The 20,299-nt window shown below is 60.3% G+C and carries 16 protein-coding genes; 8 read left to right on the top strand and 8 right to left on the bottom strand.

The window, feature by feature from the left end; genetic code table 11:
- The 4 genes from CWM53_RS29075 to CWM53_RS29060 all read left to right on the top strand — a co-directional run.
- Positions 1-428, top strand: a 428-nt coding sequence (locus CWM53_RS29075; protein ID WP_133124392.1) for a carbohydrate ABC transporter permease, incomplete at its 5' end; no start/stop codon positions are given.
- 10 nt (positions 429-438) lie between these two features.
- The gene (locus CWM53_RS29070) at positions 439-1,263 is read left to right on the top strand and encodes a phosphodiesterase (protein WP_015368527.1); all 825 of its coding nucleotides are present in this window, start codon (positions 439-441) and stop codon (positions 1,261-1,263) included.
- A gap of 5 nt (positions 1,264-1,268) precedes the next feature.
- On the top strand, positions 1,269-2,342 hold the full coding sequence (locus tag CWM53_RS29065; protein ID WP_100730145.1) for an ABC transporter ATP-binding protein: 1,074 nt from the start codon (positions 1,269-1,271) through the stop codon (positions 2,340-2,342).
- Entirely contained in the window at positions 2,335-3,645 is a 1,311-nt protein-coding gene (locus CWM53_RS29060; protein WP_060619826.1) for an ABC transporter substrate-binding protein, read from the top strand. Before CWM53_RS29065 ends, CWM53_RS29060 begins: the two co-directional genes overlap by 8 nt.
- Positions 3,646-3,789: 144 nt before the next feature.
- On the opposite strand, the gene iolE is transcribed toward CWM53_RS29060, so the two are convergent.
- The 4 genes from iolE to iolD are packed head-to-tail and all read right to left on the bottom strand — an operon-like array spanning position 3,790 to position 8,639.
- Complete coding sequence (gene iolE / locus CWM53_RS29055) at positions 3,790-4,689, bottom strand: myo-inosose-2 dehydratase (protein WP_100730144.1); 900 nt, start codon at positions 4,687-4,689, stop codon at positions 3,790-3,792.
- A gap of 23 nt (positions 4,690-4,712) precedes the next feature.
- Positions 4,713-5,597 (bottom strand): sugar phosphate isomerase/epimerase family protein, encoded by an 885-nt coding sequence (locus CWM53_RS29050; RefSeq protein WP_004152193.1) that lies wholly within the window; start codon positions 5,595-5,597, stop codon positions 4,713-4,715.
- Between the two features lie 41 nt (positions 5,598-5,638).
- Positions 5,639-6,652, bottom strand: coding sequence for a Gfo/Idh/MocA family protein (locus CWM53_RS29045; RefSeq protein ID WP_004152192.1), 1,014 nt, complete (start codon positions 6,650-6,652; stop codon positions 5,639-5,641).
- 46 nt (positions 6,653-6,698) lie between these two features.
- Positions 6,699-8,639 (bottom strand): 3D-(3,5/4)-trihydroxycyclohexane-1,2-dione acylhydrolase (decyclizing), encoded by a 1,941-nt coding sequence (gene iolD / locus CWM53_RS29040; RefSeq protein WP_100730143.1) that lies wholly within the window; start codon positions 8,637-8,639, stop codon positions 6,699-6,701.
- A gap of 505 nt (positions 8,640-9,144) precedes the next feature.
- On the opposite strand from iolD, the gene CWM53_RS29035 reads away from it, so the two are divergent.
- Positions 9,145-11,058, top strand: coding sequence for a bifunctional 5-dehydro-2-deoxygluconokinase/5-dehydro-2-deoxyphosphogluconate aldolase (locus tag CWM53_RS29035; protein WP_100730142.1), 1,914 nt, complete (start codon positions 9,145-9,147; stop codon positions 11,056-11,058).
- Between the two features lie 151 nt (positions 11,059-11,209).
- On the top strand, positions 11,210-12,067 hold the full coding sequence (locus tag CWM53_RS29030; protein WP_004152190.1) for a MurR/RpiR family transcriptional regulator: 858 nt from the start codon (positions 11,210-11,212) through the stop codon (positions 12,065-12,067).
- A 619-nt stretch (positions 12,068-12,686) separates the two neighbouring features.
- On the opposite strand, the gene iolB is transcribed toward CWM53_RS29030, so the two are convergent.
- Together iolB and CWM53_RS29020 are read right to left on the bottom strand one after the other, a co-directional pair.
- Entirely contained in the window at positions 12,687-13,496 is an 810-nt protein-coding gene (iolB, locus tag CWM53_RS29025; protein WP_074387234.1) for a 5-deoxy-glucuronate isomerase, read from the bottom strand.
- Positions 13,497-13,514: 18 nt separating this feature from the next.
- The gene (locus CWM53_RS29020) at positions 13,515-15,020 is read right to left on the bottom strand and encodes a CoA-acylating methylmalonate-semialdehyde dehydrogenase (RefSeq protein WP_061155952.1); all 1,506 of its coding nucleotides are present in this window, start codon (positions 15,018-15,020) and stop codon (positions 13,515-13,517) included.
- 351 nt (positions 15,021-15,371) lie between these two features.
- Between CWM53_RS29020 and CWM53_RS29015 the strand changes: the two genes are divergently transcribed.
- Together CWM53_RS29015 and CWM53_RS29010 are read left to right on the top strand one after the other, a co-directional pair.
- Complete coding sequence (locus tag CWM53_RS29015) at positions 15,372-16,193, top strand: TIM barrel protein (RefSeq protein ID WP_032731813.1); 822 nt, start codon at positions 15,372-15,374, stop codon at positions 16,191-16,193.
- 98 nt (positions 16,194-16,291) lie between these two features.
- Positions 16,292-17,794 carry a helicase HerA-like C-terminal domain-containing protein gene (locus tag CWM53_RS29010; protein WP_100730141.1) on the top strand — a complete coding sequence of 501 codons (1,503 nt, stop codon included), beginning with the start codon at positions 16,292-16,294 and terminating at the stop codon, positions 17,792-17,794.
- Positions 17,795-17,845: 51 nt separating this feature from the next.
- On the opposite strand, the gene lptG is transcribed toward CWM53_RS29010, so the two are convergent.
- Positions 17,846-18,928: an LPS export ABC transporter permease LptG gene (gene lptG, locus CWM53_RS29005; RefSeq protein WP_008807120.1), complete on the bottom strand. Its 1,083-nt coding sequence runs from the start codon at positions 18,926-18,928 to the stop codon at positions 17,846-17,848.
- Positions 18,928-20,025, bottom strand: a complete 1,098-nt coding sequence (lptF, locus tag CWM53_RS29000; protein WP_061155955.1) for an LPS export ABC transporter permease LptF — start codon at positions 20,023-20,025, stop codon at positions 18,928-18,930. The genes lptG and lptF overlap by 1 nt, the downstream gene beginning before the upstream one ends.
- Between the last annotated feature and the right edge of the window lie 274 nt (positions 20,026-20,299).

Raw genomic sequence — 20,299 nt, 5'->3', positions numbered from 1 at the left:
TGCTCAACACCCTCACCGGGGTGATGATGCCCTACTTCACCTCGGCGTTCGGCGTGTTCCTGATGCGCCAGGCGTTCCTCGCCATCCCGAAAGAGCTGGAAGAGGCAGCGCTGATGGAGGGATGCCGTTGGTGGCAGGTGTTATTCCGCGTACTGCTGCCGATGTCCTGGCCATCGGTGCTGGCCTTCGCCACCGTCAGCATTACCTACCACTGGAACGAGTACCTGTGGCCGCTGATGATGCTCAACGATCCCGATAAGCAGGTGCTGACCGTTGGGCTGGTCTCTTTCGCCATGGGCGCTGAATCCGGCGGCCAGTGGGGCACCATCGGCGCCGGGACGCTGATGGTCTGCCTGCCGCTGATGCTGGCGTTCATCCTTTTCCAGAAACAGTTCCTGCGAAGCTTCGGCTTCTCCGGGATCAAATAAGGAGTTATTCATGCTGTTAGCGCACATTTCCGATACCCATTTCCGCAGCCGCGGCGAAAAGCTGTACGGTTTTATCGACGTCAATGCCGCCAATGCTGATGTGGTTTCTCAACTTAACGCGCTGCGCGAACGCCCGGATGCGGTGGTGGTGAGCGGCGATATCGTCAACTGCGGCCGCCCGGAGGAGTATCAGGTCGCCCGCCAGATCCTCGGCAGCCTGAACTATCCGCTGTATCTCATCCCCGGCAACCACGATGATAAAGCGCTGTTTCTGGAGTACCTGCAGCCGCTGTGCCCACAGCTCGGTAGCGATGCCAATAATATGCGCTATGCGGTTGACGACTTCGCCACCCGCCTGCTGTTTATCGACTCCAGCCGCGCCGGCACTTCAAAAGGCTGGCTGACCGACGAGACCATTAGCTGGCTGGAAGCGCAGCTGTTCGACGGCGGCGACAAACCGGCAACGATCTTTATGCATCACCCGCCGCTGCCGCTGGGCAACGCGCAGATGGACCCGATCGCCTGCGAAAACGGCCACCGTCTGCTGGCGTTGGTAGAGCGTTTCCCGTCGCTGACGCGCATCTTTTGCGGTCATAACCATAGCCTGACCATGACCCAGTATCGCCAGGCGCTGATCTCCACCCTCCCCGGCACCGTCCATCAGGTACCGTACTGCCACGAAGACACTCGGCCGTATTACGATCTCTCGCCGGCTTCGTGCCTGATGCACCGCCAGGTCGGCGAGCAGTGGGTGAGCTACCAGCACTCGCTGGCCCACTACGCCGGGCCGTGGCTGTACGACGAAAACATCAGTTGTCCAACGGAAGAGCGCTAACCGCCATGCTCAGTCTGCAAAACATCAGTAAACATTTCGACGGTAAACCGGCGCTTAGCGCGCTGTCGCTTGATATCCGCGAAGGCGAATTTGTGGTGCTGGTCGGCCCGTCGGGCTGCGGTAAAAGCACCCTACTGCGCCTGCTTGCCGGGCTGGATCAGGTCAGCGAAGGCGAAATCTGGCTGCATGATGAGAACATCACCGCCACCACGCCGCGCGAGCGCAACTTCGCGATGATCTTCCAGAACTATGCCCTGTTTCCGCATCTGTCGGTGCGCGACAACATCACCTTCGGCATGAAGGTGCGCAAGGAAGAGAAAAGCAGCTGGCAGCCGCGGGTGGATAAGGTGGCGCAGATGCTGCAGCTGGAGGCGCTGCTCGACCGCAAACCGGCGAAGCTCTCCGGCGGCCAGCGCCAGCGGGTGGCGATGGCCCGGGCGATCGTGCGCAATCCGCGGCTGTTCCTGATGGACGAGCCGCTCTCCAACCTCGACGCCCGCCTGCGCAGCGAAGTGCGCGACAGCATTATGGCCCTCCACCAGCAGCTGAAAACCAGCACCATCTATGTGACCCACGATCAGACCGAGGCGATGTCGATGGCCGACCGCATCGTGGTGATGAACGGCGGCCACGTACAGCAGGTCGGGCGCCCGGAGTATCTGTATGCCAACCCGGCCAACCTGTTCGTCGCCGGATTTATCGGTTCGCCGGCGATGAACCTCCTGTCGCTGCCCTGCGCCAACGGTGAAGTACTGTTGGACGAACAGCGCTATCCGCTGCCGCCGCGCCACCGGGATCAGACCCGCGTCTGGCTGGGCGTTCGCCCGGAACATATTACCGACCGCGTGGAGAAGGGCCATCTGCGCCTGCCGGCCACCGTTCTGCAACGAGAACTGATGGGAGCCGATTACCTGCTCCACGTCAGCACCCCGATCGGCACCCTGCGCTTTAGCCGCCGCCACCGCGGCACGGTGCCGGAGAAAGGCGAGTCGCTACTGGTCGGCTTCTCGCCTGCCGATGTGCATCTTTTTCATGCTGAGACCCAGCATAATTTACTGATGGAGTGTAATCATGTTTAAACCCCTTACCGCCCTGACGGTTGGGCTCAGCCTTGCCCTGAGCGGCGCGGCGCTGGCGAAAGAGAAAATAGACTTCATGTTCCCGGCGCCGGTGGACGGCAAGCTGACCATGGAGATGACCCGCGTCATTAAGCAATTCAACGACTCGCAGCAGGATGTCGAAGTGCGCGGCATCTTCACCGGCAACTACGACACCACCAAGATCAAAGCCGAATCGGCGCAGAAGGCCGGACAGCCGCCGGCGCTGGTGATCATGTCCGCCAACTTCACCACCGATCTGGCGCTGAAGGATGAGATCCTGCCGATGGACGAGCTGTTTAAATATGGCGATCAAAAGGCTGGCGATTTTCTGCAAAAGGAGTTCTGGCCCGCGATGCATAAGAACGCCCAGGTGATGGGCACCACTTATGCGATCCCGTTCCATAACTCGACGCCGATCCTCTACTACAACAAGACGATGTTCGATCAGGCCGGGATCAAACAGCCGCCGCAGACCTGGGCCGAGCTGCTGGCCGATGCCAAAAAGCTGACCGACGAGAGCAAAGGCCAGTGGGGGATCATGCTGCCGTCGACCAACGACGACTACGGCGGCTGGATCTTCTCGGCGCTGGTGCGCGCCAACGGCGGGAAATACTTTAACGAAGACTATCCGGGCGAGGTTTATTACAACTCGCCGACCGCCATCGGCGCCCTGCGCTTCTGGCAGGATCTGATTTACAAGGACAAGGTAATGCCGTCCGGGGTGCTGAACTCGAAGCAGATCAGCGCCGCGTTCTTCTCCGGCAAGCTCGGGATGGCGATGCTCAGCACCGGCGCGCTGGGCTTTATGCGCGAGAACAGCAAAGACTTTGAGCTTGGGGTAGCGATGCTGCCGGCCAAAGAGCAGCGCGCGGTGCCGATCGGCGGCGCCAGCCTGGTGAGCTTTAAAGGCATCAACGAGGCGCAGAAGAAAGCGGCGTATCAGTTCCTGACCTATCTGGTGAGCCCCGACGTGAACGGCGCATGGAGCCGCTTCACCGGCTACTTCTCGCCGCGCAAGGCGTCATATGATACGCCGGAGATGAAGGCCTATCTGCAGCAGGATCCGCGGGCGGCGATCGCGCTTGAGCAGCTGAAGTACGCCCATCCGTGGTACTCCACCTGGGAGACCGTGGCGGTGCGTAAAGCGATGGAGAACCAGCTGGCGGCGGTGGTCAATGATGCCAAAGTGACGCCGGAAGCGGCGGTGCAGGCGGCACAGAAGGAAGCCGACGCGCTGATGAAACCTTATGTGGATAAGACCGCGCTGGCGGAAGTGAAGTGACGCTTTACCCGTCATCGTCACCCTCACCCTGGCCCTCTCCCTGAGGGAGAGGGGACGGTACGGCGCCGTGGTTGAGCCCTGAGTCCGGTTGAGGAAGGAAAAAAAGCAGGCCATACCCGGTATGGCCTGAAAATGTCACAACGATTAGATCCCTGCCGTTTCGCGGATATATTTGCGCGCTTTGACGGCGTATTCGAAAGGATTGGCCAGGGCAGGATCCTGCTCGGCTTCCACCACCATCCAGCCTTTATAGCCAAAGTCGTCCAGCAGCTTGAACACCGGACGGAAATCGATCACCCCGTCGCCCGGGACGGTGAAGGTGCCTTTTTTCACGCCATCGAGGAACGACAGGCCGTCGCGGCGCACCTGGTCAATCACCGGCGGACGCACGTCTTTCAGGTGAACGTGGTTGATGCGCGGCAGATACTTTTTGAGGATCGCCAGCATCGGCGCTTCGCCGCCTTCGGAATACCAGGCGTGGCCGGTATCGAACAGCAGGAAGACGCGCTCGTCCACCAGCGACATAAACTTGTCGATTTCCGCGGTGGTCTGAATGCCGGTGCCCATGTGGTGGTGCAGACAGACCTGCATCCCCTTCTCCGCCGCCAGGCGACCGAGGGTGTTATAGCCTTCCGCCACCCGCTGCCACTCTTCGTCGCTGAAGCACGGCTTCGCATCGCTGAGGATCGGTTTATCCAGCCCCTGGATGCTGCCGCTCTGCTCGGAGCAGCCAATCACTTTCGCCCCCATCGCATGAAGGAAGTTCATGTGATTGACGAATTCATCAATGGTTTTTTCCCGCTGGCCGTTGGCGAAAAAGGTGCTGAACCAGGCGTTGCAGATCTGAATGCCGCGGATGTCCAGCATCGGCTTGAGGACCGCCGGGTCGCGCGGATATTTGCTGCCGACTTCGCTGCCGGTAAAGCCGGCCAGCGCCATTTCGCTGACGATCTGCTGGAAGGTGTTTTCGCTGCCAAGCTCCGGCATATCATCGTTAGTCCAGCCGATCGGGGCGATAGCCAGTTTGACGTTATCTTTGTTCATAGTAGGGCTCCTGCCGCTGCGCCTTACCGGCGCAGCAATTCACGTTCAATGAGTTCACGGGTTTCCACTGCCTGGTATTTCATTTTTTCCGGGTAGCCAAACAGCGAGGTGGCGACAATCGGCTCCCCGCCGACCTTGAAGGTCTGCTCGGCGAATTTCATTTCGCGCAGGGTGCGGAACAGCGCGTCGAAATCCACATCCCCTTCCCCGACGCCTACGTGCTGGTGCACCACGGCATCCACGCCCGGCGGGTTAACGATATAGCGGCAATGTTTCGTATGATTACGGGTGTCCGCAATCAGGACATGGGAGAGATCGCTCCCGGCGTAGCGCAGCATGCTCGCCACGTCGCCGACGCCTTTGTCGTAGAAAAAGGTGTGCGGCACGCTGTAGACGTACTTCACGTTATCGCTGCGGAACGACTTCACGATATCGACGGTTTCATTGTTCTCTTCGCAGAAATCCCAGGGATGCGCCTGGATCTCCACGCGGATGCCTTCCCGCTCAAAAATCGGCAAAAGCTCTTCCATGGAGCGATAGAACATTTCATCGCAGATCTCAGGCTGATTCGGATCGCCGGAGAACTCGGTGTTGATCACCTGAACGCCCATCTCCACCGCAATTTCCACCAGCCGTTTCCAGTTTTTCACCGCCGCCTGACGGCGCAGTTCGTCCGGGCCAGACCAGCGGTAGACGCAGATAAACGACGACAGCTCAAGGCCGGTATCGCGCAGCGCCTGCTTATACTCCGCCATGATCTCCCGGCTGGCGCGCGGGTGCTTGTAGAACGGGTTAATCTGCGGGTGCGGCGACTGTTCAATGTACTTGTAGCCCCACTCCGCTACCTGATGGACCATGCGGGTGATCCCGAGGTCCTTAATGACATCCACATCAAAGGCAATTTTCATCGTCGTTACCTGTGCAAAGAAGTTCCGTCAGCAAAACGCGCTTAACGTTTGTAGAATGCCGGGCACTCAGGCAGCGTCACCTCAACCGGCTCGCTGGTTCCCTGCGCTTTAATGCAGGCATCCGCCGCCACTGACGCCGCGTAGCCGTCCCAGGCCGACGGGCCGTGCAACTGGCCGGCTTTGACGTCGTTGATAAAGGCCTGCAGCTCGACGTCGTAGGCTTTGATAAAGCGGTCTTTCCAGTCGGTCAGAATGGCGGTCGACAGACTGGCGGACTTGCGCATCTGGACGGCAGACGGCTCCGGCAGACGGGCAATCCCGGTCTCGCCAACCACTTCGCACTGGATGTCATACCCGTACTGGCAGTTCACGAACACTTCGACGTCGATCAGGGTGCCTTTTTTGGTTTCAAAGGAGACGATCTGCGGATCTTTCAGGCGCGCATGGGTGTGCGAGGTGGAGCGCGGGAAGCGCACCTGTACGGAACGGTAGTCATCGTTCAGCAGCCAGCGCAGTACGTCCAGCTCGTGGATCAGGGTGTTGGTGATCGCCATATCGGTGGTGTAGTTCTCGCCGACCGACTGGTTGCGGTGGGCGCAGCGCAGCATCAGCGGCGCGCCGATATCGCCATCGTCGATCACTTTTTTCAGCGCCAGATAGCCTTCGTCGTAGGGGCGCATAAAGCCAACCTGCACCAGACGACGGCCGGCCTTCATTTCAGCATCGACGATGCGGCGGCAGCCTTCCGCAGACATCGCCAGCGGTTTTTCGCAGAACACCGGCTTACCGGCGGCGATGGCGGCCAGGGTGTACTCTTCGTGGGTCGGGTCCCAGGAGGTGACCAGGATGGCATCGACATCGCTGGCGTTAATCACGTCGTGGCCGTCGGCGTAGACTTCCGCCTGCACGCCCGGCAGCGCGACCGCCGCACGGGCGTTGTCGGCATTGATATCAGACACCGCCACAACGGTGGCGCCCTGCAGAACCTGGGTGCAGCGACGGATGTGTTCTTTACCGATAGCGCCAGCGCCGATGACACCTAATTTGAGCGACATAATGGTTTTCTCCGTAAGTCTGTAGGATTCAGGGTAGAGGTTCGTTTTAGTAATCACGCGCCTGGGCGCGCTTTTCATTAATCATTTGCGCCACCTTGCGGATCCGCTCAGAGAGCGCCGTCTGGGCGACCCCAACGTTCCACCAGCTGCCGTATTTGTGCACCATGGTCTTCGGCAGCACTTTAATATCAATCAGGGTGCTGACCGTTTCGCGACGGGCGGCGTCCAGCGCGTGGCGCAGTTCGTCCAGGGTGGTGACGCGCCAGGTTTTGCAGCCGTAGCCGGCGGCGATGGTGGCGAAGTCCACCGGCACCAGGCCGCCCTGCAGCTGGCCGGTTTCCGGCTGGCGGTAGCGGAACTCGGTGCCGAAGCTGTCCATCCCGTGCTCCATCTGCAGGTTGTTGATGCAGCCGTTGGCCATGTTGTCGAACAGCACGACGTTGATCTTCGCTCGCTCCTGCAGGGAGGTGACCAGCTCAGAGTGCAGCATCATGAAGGAGCCATCGCCGACCAGGGAGTAGACTTCGCTTTGCGGCTGCGCCAGCTTCACGCCCAGCGCCGCGTTGACTTCGTATCCCATGCAGGAATAGCCGTACTCCACGTGGTAGGTATTTTCCGCGCGGTTGCGCCAGACGCGCTGCAGATCGCCGGGCAGGCTGCCCGCCGCCGCGACGATCACCGCCTCGGCCGGCAGCGTTTCATTCAGTACCCCAAGGACGCTGCTCTGGGTTAGGGTGGAGTCGGTGATCTGGCGGAACTCGCGATACACCGATTCACGATCGAGGTGATCGTCGATCTCCGGGACAAAGGATTTTTCCTGCCACACCGCCTGGTAGACGCGCTGGGTCTCTTTTAACTGACGGCTCTGCACGCTCTCGATCTGCGCGCCCCAGCCGGCCTGCCAGCCGGTATCCGCCAGCGCCGCGTCGAGGGCGGTCATCGCTTCACGGGCGTCCGCCAGCATGGCAATGCCGTCCAGCTTCCAGGCGTCGAAGTTGCTGACGTTAATATTCAGGAAACGCACATCCGGGTGCTGGAAAATCCATTTCGAGGCGGTGGTAAAATCGCTGAAGCGGGTGCCGACGCCGATCACCAGGTCGGCCTCTTTCGCCAGCAGGTTCGCCGCCAGGCAGCCCGTCTCGCCGACGCCGCCGACGTTCAGGGGGTGAGACGAGACCACCGTCCCCTTCCCAGCCTGGGTTTCGGCGAAGGGCACCCCGTAGCGCTCGGCAAAACGGGACAGCGCTTCGCCCGCACCGGAGTATTTCACCCCACCGCCGCAGACGATCAGCGGTTTACGGCTGGCTTTGATGGCCGCGACGGCGTCCGCCAGCTGCGCGGCGCTGGCCGGGCGGCGGTCGAGACGGTGCACGCGGCGCGCAAAGAAGGATTCCGGGTAGTCCCAGGCTTCGCCCTGCACATCCTGCGGCAGGCACAGCGTCACCGCGCCGGTTTCCGCCGGGTCGGTCAGGACGCGCATGGCGTTGATGCAGGCGCTCATCAGCTGTTCCGGGCGGGTAATGCGGTCCCAGTATTTGCTGACTGCGCGGAAAGCGTCATTGGTGCTGATGCTGAGATCGTAGCTCTGTTCAATCTGCTGGAGCACCGGGTCCGGCTGGCGGGTGGCGAAGACATCGCCCGGCAGCAGCAGCAGCGGAATGCGGTTGGCGCTGGCGGTGCCGGCGGCGGTGATCATGTTGGCCGCCCCCGGGCCGATGGAGGAGGTGCAGGCGATAATCTGCCGGCGCAGGGCCTGGCGGGCAAAACCGGTGGCCGCGTGGGCCATCCCCTGCTCGTTACGCCCCTGATAGACGCGCATATCGCCGCTGTCCTGCTCCAGCGCCTGCCCCAGCCCCAGGACGTTGCCATGGCCGAAAATCGCGAAAATGCCTTTCACGAATTTCAGCTCTACGCCATCCACTTCCAGGTACTGGTTATCGAGGAACTTCACCAGCGCCTGCGCCGTTGTCAGTCTCAGTTTGCCCATGATGCACAATCCTTATTGTTCAGTATTTGTGTGTGGCGTCGCGCCGATGCCGCCGGGGCCGTCGTTCACGTCACTGGAATACCTGTGGATTATAGGCAAACATTTTTTTCATTAAATACAAATACAGAAGAAATATTTCATTTTGCGAGAGGGATCAAACTCTCTACCCATTTCATACGTTTCATTGACATTCCTGACAGGTTTTCGGGCGCTGTTTTGCCGCGCCAGACGGCTATATCCCCTTAAAAATCATAGGTAAAGAAACCACATCCGGCGTTTCATTTTCCGCCAGGTCGACAGAGGGGCCGATCCACGCTCACGCGAGGCTCAGTGCGGCAGAGTGGTAGATCCCTCACACTTTTGGTTTTTTAATTTCGAACGAGTTTGCAAATGAAATATTTATTTCTCAAACTAAGGGTAACCAATAACCCTCAGGCTGTTCACGGAGTCGACGTCGGGATCCCGACCCTTCCAGGCAGCAGACACCAAAAAGGAAATCCTAGCTATGAATGCAGCAGTAAAGCGGCTCGACGTCATCTGTATAGGTCGGGTGGCCGTCGACCTCTATGCCCAGCAGATCGGTTCGCGGCTAGAAGACGTTGCCAGTTTCGCGAAATATCTGGGCGGCTCCTCCGGCAACGTGGCCTATGGCACCGCCATTCAGGGGCTAAAATCGGCCATGCTGGCGCGCGTTGGCGATGAACACAACGGCCGTTTCCTGCGTGAAACGCTCAACCGCGCCGGGGTGGATACCGAGTATCTGATCACCGACCAATCCCGCCTGACCGCGCTGGTGATGCTGGGGATTAAGGATCAGGAGACCTTCCCTCTGATTTTCTACCGCGATAACTGCGCCGATATGGCCTTAACGCCTGACGACATTAGCGAGGAGTATATTGCCTCCTCCCGGGCGCTGGCGGTGACCGGCACCCACCTGTCGCACGCCAATACCCGCGCCGCGGTGCTGAAGGCGCTGGAGTACGCCCGCCGTCACGGCCTGCGTACCGCGCTGGATATCGATTACCGTCCGGTGCTGTGGGGGCTCACCTCGCTCGGCGATGGCGAAACCCGTTTCATTGAGTCCGGGCCGGTCACCAGCCAGCTGCAGGAAGTGCTGCATCTGTTCGATTTGGTGGTGGGAACCGAAGAAGAGTTTCATATTGCCGGGGGCAGCACCGATACCCTGACCGCGCTGAAAAATGTGCGCAATGCCACCAAAGCCACCCTCGTGTGTAAGCGCGGGCCAATGGGCTGCGTGGTGCTGGAAGGCGACATCCCGGACAGCTGGGACCAGGTGCCGCTGCAGCAGGGCGTGCGCGTGGAAGTCCTCAATGTGCTGGGCGCCGGGGATGCCTTTATGTCGGGCCTGCTGCGCGGCTGGCTCAACGACGAAGGCTGGGGGCAGGCTTGCCGTTATGCCAACGCCTGCGGCGCGCTGGTGGTTTCCCGCCACGGCTGCGCGCCAGCGATGCCGACCAAAGTCGAACTCGATGACTACCTGCTGCGTGCCGAATCGGTGCCGCGCCCGGACGTCGACGAGCGCCTCAACCACCTGCACCGGGTCACCAGCCGCCGTCAGCAGTGGCCGGAGCTGTGCATTTTCGCCTTCGACCATCGCAAACAGCTGGCCGACCTGGCACGGGAGACCGGGCGCGATGAAGCCTGCATTCCGCAGCTCAAGCTGTTGTTGTTAGCCGCGGCCGAAGCCGCGGCGCAGGAGGCGGGTCTCGATCAGCGCAGCGGCATTCTGGCCGACGGCACCTACGGCCAGCGTGCGCTCAACGCCATTACCGGCAAGGGCTGGTGGATCGGGCGCCCCATCGAGCTGCCCAGCTCGCGACCGCTACGTCTGGAGCATGGCAACATCGGCTCGCAGCTGATTGACTGGCCGCTGGAGCATGTCGTCAAATGCCTGGTCTTCTATCATCCTGCCGACCCGGCGGCGCTGCGTGAAGAGCAGGACGCTCTGCTGCTCGAGGTGTGGCAGGCCTGTAACAAGTCAGGCCATGAGCTGCTGCTGGAGGTGATCCTGCCGGAAAATGGCCCGGACAAAGACGAGCGCCATTACCACACCATGCTGGAACACTTCTATCAGTTGGGGATCAAGCCAGACTGGTGGAAGCTGCCGCCGCTCTCCAGCGCCTGCTGGCAGCAGATCACCGCCCTTATCGAGCGCGAAGATCCGTGGAGCCGCGGGATCCTGATCCTCGGCCTCGACGCGCCTTCCGACAAACTGCGCGCCGGTTTCGCCGAGGCGGCCGCACACCCGATGATCAAAGGTTTCGCCGTCGGGCGCACCATCTTTGGCCTGCCATCGCGGCGCTGGATGCAGGGTGAGCTCAGCGATGAGGCCCTGATAGAGGAAGTGAAACGCAACTACCTGACGCTCATTGGCTACTGGCGCGAAGCCCGCCGCTGATCCCCCGACGCCCGTCTCCGTCACCTTGCGGAGCGGGCGTTTTTCTGTTTCTTCGTGAAATGAATCGCGTATTTCGTCGCAATAAATGAAAAATTCGCTTCATTTGGTACACTGGAAGCCATATTCCTTCCATTTTCTCAGAGCGCACTCTATGGCCAATAACCCAACACAGCTGACCATCCTGCAGGATGAAATCAGGCGTCGCTACGATACGTTAAGCAAACGCCTGAAACAGGTCGCCCGCTATATCCTTGATAACAGCAATAGCGTGGCTTTCGATACCGTGGCCTCCATTGCGCAACAGGCGGATGTTCCCCCTTCCACGTTGATTCGTTTTGCCAACGCCTTCGGCTTTAGCGGCTTTAACGAAATGAAACAGATGTTCAAGCAACATTTGATGGAAGAGACCGCCAACTATACCGAGCGCGCCCGTCTGTTCCGCCAGACCACCAGCGATGAGTCCAGCCCGCCGGAAACGCCGACGGAAATCCTCAATATGTTCACGATGGTGAACAACCAGGCGCTGCAGCAGCTGGCGATGCAGACCTCCAGCGATGATCTGGAGCGCGCGGTGGCCCTGCTGGGCGAAGCGGAAAATATTTACGTCATTGGCCTGCGCCGGTCGTTCAGCGTCGCCTCCTATCTGACCTATGCGCTGCGTCACCTCGATCGCAAAGCCTTTCTGATCGACGGCCTCGGCGGCATGTTCACCGAGCAGCTGAGTCTGGTCGGCCCGAAAGACGTGGTGGTGGCGGTGAGCTTCTCGCCGTACGCGCGGGAAGTGGTCGAGCTGGTGGAGCTGGGCGCGCAGCGCAAAGCGCGGCAGATCGCCATTACCGACAGCCAGGTCAGCCCGCTGGCAGCCTTCAGCGATGTCTGCTTTGTGGTGCGTGAAGCGCAGGTGGATGGCTTCCGCTCGCAGGTTGCTTCCCTGTGTCTGGCCCAGACGCTGGCGGTTTCGCTGGCGCTGAACAGCAGTCAGGAGTCCGAGGCCAAGCAGAAGGCGTGAGATAAGCCGCAGGCGTCAGTTGCCCGGCGGAGTTGTATAAGCCTGCGGGAGGATCCCGTAGGCCGGATAAGGCCTTTATGCCGCCATCCGGCACAAAGGCGGGTATGGCGCCGGAGGTGTCCTGCCCGGCGGCACTGCGCTTGCCGGGCCTGGGGTATATGCGCCTGCCGGGTGCCGGAGATAATGTTATTGGTATGCAACTTTATTAATCCGGGAAAAGCGTTTGTCGCATGTGATTTCAGCGCACATTGCGCTCCCGGTTAATCGTCTACGTTATGCCTGGCATGGCGCAGGGAGCGCACAGGGGGCGGCCAGTCGCCGCCGCCCGGCATAAAAGCGGCTCCGTGCCTGCGGTCATCGCCCGGCGGCGCTGCGCTTGCCGGGCCTACGGTATAGGGGCTTACGGGAGGATCTCGTAGGCCGGATAAGGCATTTATGCCGCCATCCGGCACAAAGGCGGGTATGGCGCCGGAGGTGTCATGCCCGGCAGCGCTGTTGCTTGCCAGGCCTGGGAGTGGGATTCGACGGAGCGTTTCGCTAACAAACACCCGCCGCCCTCAAACAAGAAGGCCGGTTAGCATCGCTAACCGGCCTTTTTTATCCGCTTCTGCACCGCGCGTCAGTCGTGGCGCGGGTACTCCGGCGTGTTGATCCAGGCGTGGTCATCTTCCCAGGTGAACAACCATTTCCGATCCGGCCCGGCCATCACGTTCAGATAGTAGCTGTCATAACCGGCAATCGCCGCCACCGGGTGGTAACCGCGCGGCACCATCACCACATCGTGGTTGTAGGGCGCCATGCAGGCGTCCAGGCTGCGGTCGTCGGTGTAGACCCGCTGGAAGGCAAAGCCCTGCGGCGGATCGAAGCGGTGGTAGTAGGTCTCTTCCAGCTGCGTCTCTTTGCCCGGCTGGGAGGTATCATGCTTATGCGACGGCCACGAACTGGTGGCCCCCTCGTCGGTGTACACCTCCACCACCAGCAGGCAGTCCGCCTCGGCGCTGTCCGGCAGAATATTATGCACCCGGCGCTGGTTGCGCCCTTTCCCGCGATGCTCTACGCCGACGTCTTCCGGCCGAATGAGGCGTGCCGGGAAGCTGCCTTTGCCCGGCGCGCTGCATACCGCCAGCTCCAGATCGGAATCGGCAGTTACCTCGACTTTATCCTGCGGCGGCACGTAGACCGACCACGGCGGGGTGCGTTCAAACGGCGACATCCGTTTACCGAGATTCGGGAAATCGGCATGCTGCGTTTTCACCGACGCCAGCCCGGCGACCAGCACCAGGCACAGCTCGCGATCGCCGCTCTCCAGCGTCACGGTCTGCCCTTTTTTCAACATCCAGACATCAAAGCCGATATAGCGCCAACCGGCGCTTTGCGGCGTAATATGCTGGATCTGTCCCTCTTTTCGCGATTTAGCCAGTAACGACATGGCGCTCTCCTTCGCCGATTAACCTAACGTCGGCATGCTGAATTCAGATACGGTCTGCTGCCCTGCCGGCCAGCGTACGGTGGCGGTCTTCATGCGCGTGTAGAAGCGCACGCCGTCCGGCCCGTGGACGTTCAACGCGCCAAACACCGAGCGCTTCCAGCCGCCGAAGCTGTGGAACGCCATCGGCACCGGGACCGGCACGTTCACCCCAACCATCCCCGCCTGCACGTCGTGGACGAATTCACGCGCGGTGTGGCCGTTGCTGGTGAAGACGGCGCTGCCGTTGCCAAACTCATGGCTGTTGACCAGCTCAAGGGCGCTGTCATAGTCCGCCGCGCGCACAATTCCCAGCACCGGGCCAAAGATCTCTTCGCGCCAGATGGTCATCTCCGGGGTGACGTGATCGAACAGGGTGCCGCCGACATAATAGCCTGCGTCATAACCCGGCACGCGCAGTTTGCGGCCATCGACCACCAGTTTTGCCCCTTCGCTTTCGCCTTTATCAATATAGCCGAGCACTTTTTTCTGGTGGGTATCAGACACCACCGGTCCCATCTCGTTCTCTTCCTGGCCGCGCATACAGCCCGGCCCCACTTTCAGCGCTTCCACGAGCGGCTTCAGGCGGGCGATCAGTTTGTCGGCGGTTTCATCTCCCACCGCCACCACCACCGGCAGCGCCATGCAGCGCTCGCCTGCGGAGCCAAAAGCACCGCCCATAATGGCGTTAACGGTGGCGTCGAGATCGGCATCCGGCATCACAATCGCGTGGTTTTTGGCAGCGCCGAACGCCTGCACGCGCTTGCCGTGGGCGCTGGCGGTCTTATAGATATACTCCGCCACACCGGAGGAGCCAACGAAGCTCACCGCGGCAATGCGCGGATCGGTATACAGCTGCTCGGCATCTTCATTGCTGCAGTGCACGACGTTAAACACGCCGTCCGGCAGACCGGCTTCTTTCAGCAGTTCTGCCAGACGCACGGCGGCCGTCGGCGCCAGCGCGGGCGGCTTGAGGATGAAGCTGTTGCCGCAGGCCAGCGCCAGCGGGAACATCCACATCGGCACCATCGCCGGGAAGTTGAACGGGGTGATCCCGGCCACCACGCCCAGCGGCTGCATCAGCGAGTAGCTGTCGACGCCGGTGCCGACGTCAGAGGAGTATTCGCCTTTAATCAGGTGCGGGATCCCGCAGGCGAATTCGACCACTTCCATGCCGCGGGTCAGCTCGCCCAGCGCATCCGACCACACCTTGCCGTGCTCACTGACGATGATCCCGGCCAGCTCTTCCACATGCTGCTCCAGCAACATTTTGAAGTTGAACAGCACCCGGGCGCGGCGCAGCGGCGTAGTACGGGACCAGCTGTCAAACGCATCGCGAGCAACCTGAATCGCCTCAGAGACTTCCTGCGCGGTCGACACCGTGACTTCGCGCACCGCTTTGCCCGTCGCCGGATCGTACACCGGCATCGTTTCGTTGCTGCTGCTGATAACGGTTTTCCCGCCAATAAAGTTTCCTGTGATCGTCATGTTCTCGCCTCATAGTGAAGAGGGCCAGCGCACACCGGCCCGTCGCTGATTCTGCTGTGCTATAACCGTAGTAAAATGAAATTTATATTTCAACATTGTTGTGAAATGAAATTTCATTTTGGTGATAGCAGTCGCATTTTGCGCTGACGGATTGCCTGTGCGCTTCCCGCATCGCGCCTCGTTGTCTCTCGATGCCAGGCTTCCCGCCGCTGTCGCCCCGTAGTCTGGGCCAGTGATATTTTGCGAGACAGCTCAAACATTCATCATTTCCATTCTTGCTAATTTTGGAATAAACGTTTTGACTGTTAGCCAATTGAACGAACCTCCCCCCTCTTCCGTCAGGAGTGTCCTATGGCCATCGCAATGCAACGTTTTTGTATTAACCGCAAAATCGCGCCAGCGCTCAGCATTGAAGCGTTTTTCCGTCTGGTGAACCGTCTGGGCCTGAATAAGGTTGAGCTGCGCAACGATTTACCCAGCGGAAAAGTGACCGACGATCTGAGCCATCAGCAGGTGCGCGAGCTGGCGGCGCGCTACCACATCGAGATCCTGACGATTAACGCGGTCTACCCCTTTAACCGTCGTAGCGAAGAGGTGCGGCAGCTGACCGAATCGCTGCTGAAAGAGGCCCAGGCCATCGGCGCCAAATCGCTGGTGCTCTGTCCGCTTAACGACGGCAGCGAAGTGCCGGCCAGCGAAACCCTGAGCGCCCTGCGCGATCTGTCGCCGCTGTTTGCGTTCTATGGCATCCACGGCCTGGTGGAGCCGCTGGGCTTCCCACAAAGCTCGCTGCGCTCTGCGCACCAGGCGCAGACGCTGATCCATGACGCCCGCGTGCCGTTTAAGCTGCTGATCGACACCTTCCATCACCATCTCTACCCGCAGGCGGCGGACGAGTTCAGCCAGGTGGAGGTGGCGGACATCGGTCTGGTGCACCTTTCCGGGGTGGACGATACCCGTCCGCGCGAGCAGCTCACCGATGCCGAGCGCATCATGCTAACCCCGCAGGATCGTCTCGGCACCTGCGAGCAGGTTAAAGCGCTGGAAGCCCGCGGCTATCAAGGGGTATACGCTTTTGAGCCCTTCGCGCCCGAACTGGCGCAGTGGAGCGAAACGGATATCGAGCGCGAAATTGAGCAGAGCATCGCGCTTATCCAGCGCCACTGCGCCTGAAGACTGCTCTGCACAGCGTGCGCGGCACGTGACAATTTCCCCAACGCCGGACGACGAGGTTGCCTATAATCGTCGCAGGATAAATGGAGGAATCGATCATGAGCTCACCCTTGTTGATTGCGCGCACGCTGGATAACGCGCTGTATTTGCTGCCCGCGATGGCCAACCGCCATGGGCTTATCACCGGTGCGACCGGCACCGGTAAAACCGTCACCCTGCAAAAGCTGGCTGAGTCGTTCTCGGAGATTGGCGTGCCGGTATTTATGGCGGACGTCAAGGGCGACCTGACCGGCATTGCCGCCGCAGGACAGAGCTCAGAGAAACTGCAGGCGCGGCTGGAGAAGATCGGCGTCAGCGACTGGGAGCCGCATGCCAACCCGGTGGTACTCTGGGATATCTTTGGCGAGAAGGGCCACCCGGTTCGGGCGACGGTCTCCGATCTTGGCCCCCTGCTGCTGGCGCGCCTGCTCAATCTCAACGAGGTTCAGAGCGGCGTGCTGAACATTATTTTCCGCATCGCGGACGACCGCGGCCTGCTGCTGCTCGACTTCAAAGACCTCCGCGCCATCACCCAGTTTATTGGCGACAACGCCAAATCGTTCCAAAACCAGTACGGCAATATCAGCAGCGCCTCGGTCGGCGCCATCCAGCGCGGGCTGTTAACCCTGGAGCAGCAGGGTGCCGAACACTTCTTCGGCGAACCGATGCTGGATATTGCCGACTGGATGCGCGTCGATACCAGCGGTAAAGGGGTGATCAATATCCTCAGCGCCGAAAAGCTCTACCAGATGCCGAAGCTGTATGCCGCCAGCCTGCTGTGGATGCTTTCCGAGCTCTACGAGCGTCTGCCGGAGGCGGGCGATCTCGAAAAACCCAAACTGGTGTTCTTCTTCGATGAAGCGCATCTGCTGTTCAACGACGCGCCGCAGGTACTGCTGGATAAAATCGAACAGGTGATCCGCCTCATCCGCTCCAAGGGCGTCGGCGTCTATTTCGTCTCGCAGAACCCGGCGGATATTCCCGACGCCGTGCTCGGCCAGCTGGGCAACCGCGTGCAGCATGCCCTGCGCGCCTTTACGCCGAAGGACCAGAAGGCGGTGAAAACCGCCGCCCAGACCATGCGCGCCAACCCGGCGTTTAGTACCGAACAGGCGATCCAGGAGCTGGGCACCGGCGAGGCGCTGATCTCCTTCCTCGATGAAAAAGGCAGTCCGTCGGTGGTCGAGCGGGCGATGGTTATCGCCCCCTGCTCGCGAATGGGTCCGGTCAGCGATGACGAGCGCAATGGCCTGCTGAATCACTCGCCGCTGTACGGCAAGTATGAGGAGGAGGTGGACCGCGAGTCGGCCTTTGAGATGCTGCAGCAAGGGGTGCAGGTCGCCACCGGGCAGCAGTCGGCCCCGCCGGCGAAGGGTCAGCAAAGCGGTGATGACGATGGACTGCTCGGCGGCCTGAAAGATATTCTGTTCGGCAGCACCGGCCCGCGCGGCGGTAAACGCGACGGTATCGTGCAGACGGCAGCGAAAAGCGCGGTTCGCCAGGTTACCAATCAGATCGTCCGCGGCATGCTGGGCAGCCTGCTGGGCGGACGCAAGCGCTAAAAAAAAGCCCCCTCATCGTTGAGGGGGCTTATACGTTCCGGGCTTAACCCGCTAGGCCTTGCGCATCATCAGCCAGAGGCTTATCAGGAAGAAGCTGGCGCTCGGCAACAGCGCGCCGATGATCGGCGGTATGCCATATACCAGGGTCAGCGGGCCGAAAATCTGGTCCAGCACGTAGAAGATAAAGCCGAAGCTAATCCCCGTCACCACCCGCACGCCCATCGGCACGCTACGCAGCGGACCAAAGATAAACGACAGCGCCATCAGCATCATCACCGCCACCGACAGCGGCTGGAAGATTTTGCTCCACATATTGAGCTGGTAGCGTCCCGGATCCTGGCCGCTGGACTTCAGGTATTTCACATAGTTGTGCAGACCGCTGATCGACAGCGCATCCGGATCCAGGGCAACCACGCCGAGCTTATCCGGCGTCAGGTTGGTTTTCCAGGTGCCGCTCACCATCTGCGACCCGGTCACCTGCTTTGGATCGGTCAGGTTGGATTCATCCACCTGCGACAGGCGCCACACTTTATTTTCACTATCGAACTTTGCCGAGGCGGCATAGCGCACCGACTCTAAACGACGCTCCGGATTGAAGGCATAGATGCTGACGCCCCCCAGCTCATCGTTGCCTTTCACGCGTTCGATATAGACAAAGTTGTGGCCATCTTTCGCCCACAGCCCTTGCTGAGTCGACAGCAGCGAACCGCCGTACATCTGCTGGGCGCGGTAGTTGCGCGCCATTTGCTCGCCCTGGGGCGCCACCCATTCGCCGATCGCCATGGTCAACAGCACCAGCGGGATCGCGGTTTTCATTACCGCCAGCGCCACCTGCAGCCGGGTGAAACCGGATGCCTGCATCACCACCAGCTCGCTGCGTTGGGCCAGCATCCCCAGCCCCAGCAACGCGCCAAGCAGCGCCGCCATCGGGAAGAAGATCTGGATGTCCTTCGGCACGCTGAGGATGGTGTAGAGACCAGCGCCCAGCGCATCGTAACTACCCTGCCCGGACTTTTTCAGCTGATCGACAAACTTGATAATGCCGGAGAGCGACACCAGCATGAACAGGGTCATCATGATGGTGTTGAAAATCGTCTTACCGATATAACGGTCAAGTACGCCAAACGCCTGCATCAGGCCGCTCCTTTATTAAAACGGGCACGGAAGCGGCGCATCGGCACCGTATCCCACAGGTTTAACAGCACCGCCAGCGCAAAATAGAGCAGGTTAATCGCCCACATCCAGATAGCCGGGTCCATTTTGCCTTTGCCGCCATTCGACTTAATCGACGTTTGCAGCAGGAAAAACACCAGATAGAGCAGCATCGCCGGCAGCATCGACAGCACGCGGCCCTGACGCGGGTTCACCACGCTGAGCGGCACGACCATCAGCGCCATAATGAAGACGGTCGCCACCAGCGTGAAGCGCCAGTGCAGCTCGGCGCGCGCGCGGTCGGTGTGGGTTTGCCACAGGGTGCGCATATCCATCTGTTCGGTATTGTCCGGATCGGAGGTCACCGCCTGGTGGCCGATGATAGCCTGATAGTTATTGAAGTCGGTGATGCGGAAGTCGCGCAGCATCGCCGTGCCTTCAAAGCGGGTGCCCTTGTTGAGGGTCACCACCTGCGAACCGTCTTTCTGCTGCGACAGTTCGCCAGAATCCGCGACCACCACGGAGGGGCGCGCATTGCCTTTCGGACGCAGCTGGGCAAGGAAGACGTCATGGAAGCGACTGCCGTTGACGCTCTCGATAAACATCACCGCGTTACCATCGCTGGCCTGCTGGAACTGGCCCTGGGCCAACGCCGCCATGCCGGGGTTGGCTTTGGCTTCGGCCAGCACTTCGTCCTGATGGCGCGACGACCACGGCCCCGCCCACATGACGTTGACCGCCGCCACCGCGCCGGTGAACAGCGCGAGGATCATCGCCGCCTTGATCAGCACGGCTTTGCTCAGGCCGCAGGCGTGCATCACCGTAATTTCACTTTCGGTGTAGAGTTTGCCCAGGGTCATTAGCAGGCCAAGGAACAAACTTAACGGCAGGATAAGCTGCGCCATCTCCGGGATGCCGAGCCCCAACAGCGAGAGCACCAGATTGGTTGGGATATCGCCATCCACCGCAGCGCCGAGGATCCTGACTAATTTCTGGCAAAAGAAAATCAGTAACAGGATGAATAGGATCGCCAACTGGCTTTTCAGCGTCTCACGAACCAGATATCTTATGATTATCACTATAAATACGCCCGTAAAAACCCGTTTTATTGCAGGAAAATTGCTTGTTTCATGGCTTAAACGTCATTTATTCTCTTTGGTCGTCGAAAACATCGCTAAGATTAAATGACTCATCGGTTCTGCATGTCAGGATCTTTTCTGACGAACCCAGGCCTTAATAACGTTAAGATTAACACGAAGTCACCGCAACAGCGGACATGAGTTACGAAAGCTTGCAATTATATACTCAATGGATTTCGAGTTGTAAGAAGGCAGCAGGGCTGTGACCCCCGGC

Source organism: Klebsiella sp. A-Nf5, assembly GCF_002810545.1.
Classification (GTDB): Bacteria; Pseudomonadota; Gammaproteobacteria; order Enterobacterales; family Enterobacteriaceae; genus Klebsiella; species Klebsiella variicola.
Note: the sequence above shows the minus strand (reverse complement) of the source record. Positions and strands in the feature narration are given on the sequence as shown.

Excerpts from the sequence above, each read along its gene's own strand:
- CWM53_RS29070 (WP_015368527.1), top strand. The coding sequence starts at position 439 with ATGCTGTTAGCGCACATTTCCGATACCCATTTCCGCAGCCGCGGCGAA.
- CWM53_RS29065 (WP_100730145.1), top strand. The coding sequence starts at position 1,269 with ATGCTCAGTCTGCAAAACATCAGTAAACATTTCGACGGTAAACCGGCG.
- CWM53_RS29060 (WP_060619826.1), top strand. The coding sequence starts at position 2,335 with ATGTTTAAACCCCTTACCGCCCTGACGGTTGGGCTCAGCCTTGCCCTG.
- iolE (WP_100730144.1), bottom strand. The coding sequence starts at position 4,689 with ATGAACAAAGATAACGTCAAACTGGCTATCGCCCCGATCGGCTGGACT.
- CWM53_RS29050 (WP_004152193.1), bottom strand. The coding sequence starts at position 5,597 with ATGAAAATTGCCTTTGATGTGGATGTCATTAAGGACCTCGGGATCACC.
- CWM53_RS29045 (WP_004152192.1), bottom strand. The coding sequence starts at position 6,652 with ATGTCGCTCAAATTAGGTGTCATCGGCGCTGGCGCTATCGGTAAAGAA.
- iolD (WP_100730143.1), bottom strand. The coding sequence starts at position 8,639 with ATGGGCAAACTGAGACTGACAACGGCGCAGGCGCTGGTGAAGTTCCTC.
- CWM53_RS29035 (WP_100730142.1), top strand. The coding sequence starts at position 9,145 with ATGAATGCAGCAGTAAAGCGGCTCGACGTCATCTGTATAGGTCGGGTG.
- CWM53_RS29030 (WP_004152190.1), top strand. The coding sequence starts at position 11,210 with ATGGCCAATAACCCAACACAGCTGACCATCCTGCAGGATGAAATCAGG.
- iolB (WP_074387234.1), bottom strand. The coding sequence starts at position 13,496 with ATGTCGTTACTGGCTAAATCGCGAAAAGAGGGACAGATCCAGCATATT.
- CWM53_RS29020 (WP_061155952.1), bottom strand. The coding sequence starts at position 15,020 with ATGACGATCACAGGAAACTTTATTGGCGGGAAAACCGTTATCAGCAGC.
- CWM53_RS29015 (WP_032731813.1), top strand. The coding sequence starts at position 15,372 with ATGGCCATCGCAATGCAACGTTTTTGTATTAACCGCAAAATCGCGCCA.
- CWM53_RS29010 (WP_100730141.1), top strand. The coding sequence starts at position 16,292 with ATGAGCTCACCCTTGTTGATTGCGCGCACGCTGGATAACGCGCTGTAT.
- lptG (WP_008807120.1), bottom strand. The coding sequence starts at position 18,928 with ATGCAGGCGTTTGGCGTACTTGACCGTTATATCGGTAAGACGATTTTC.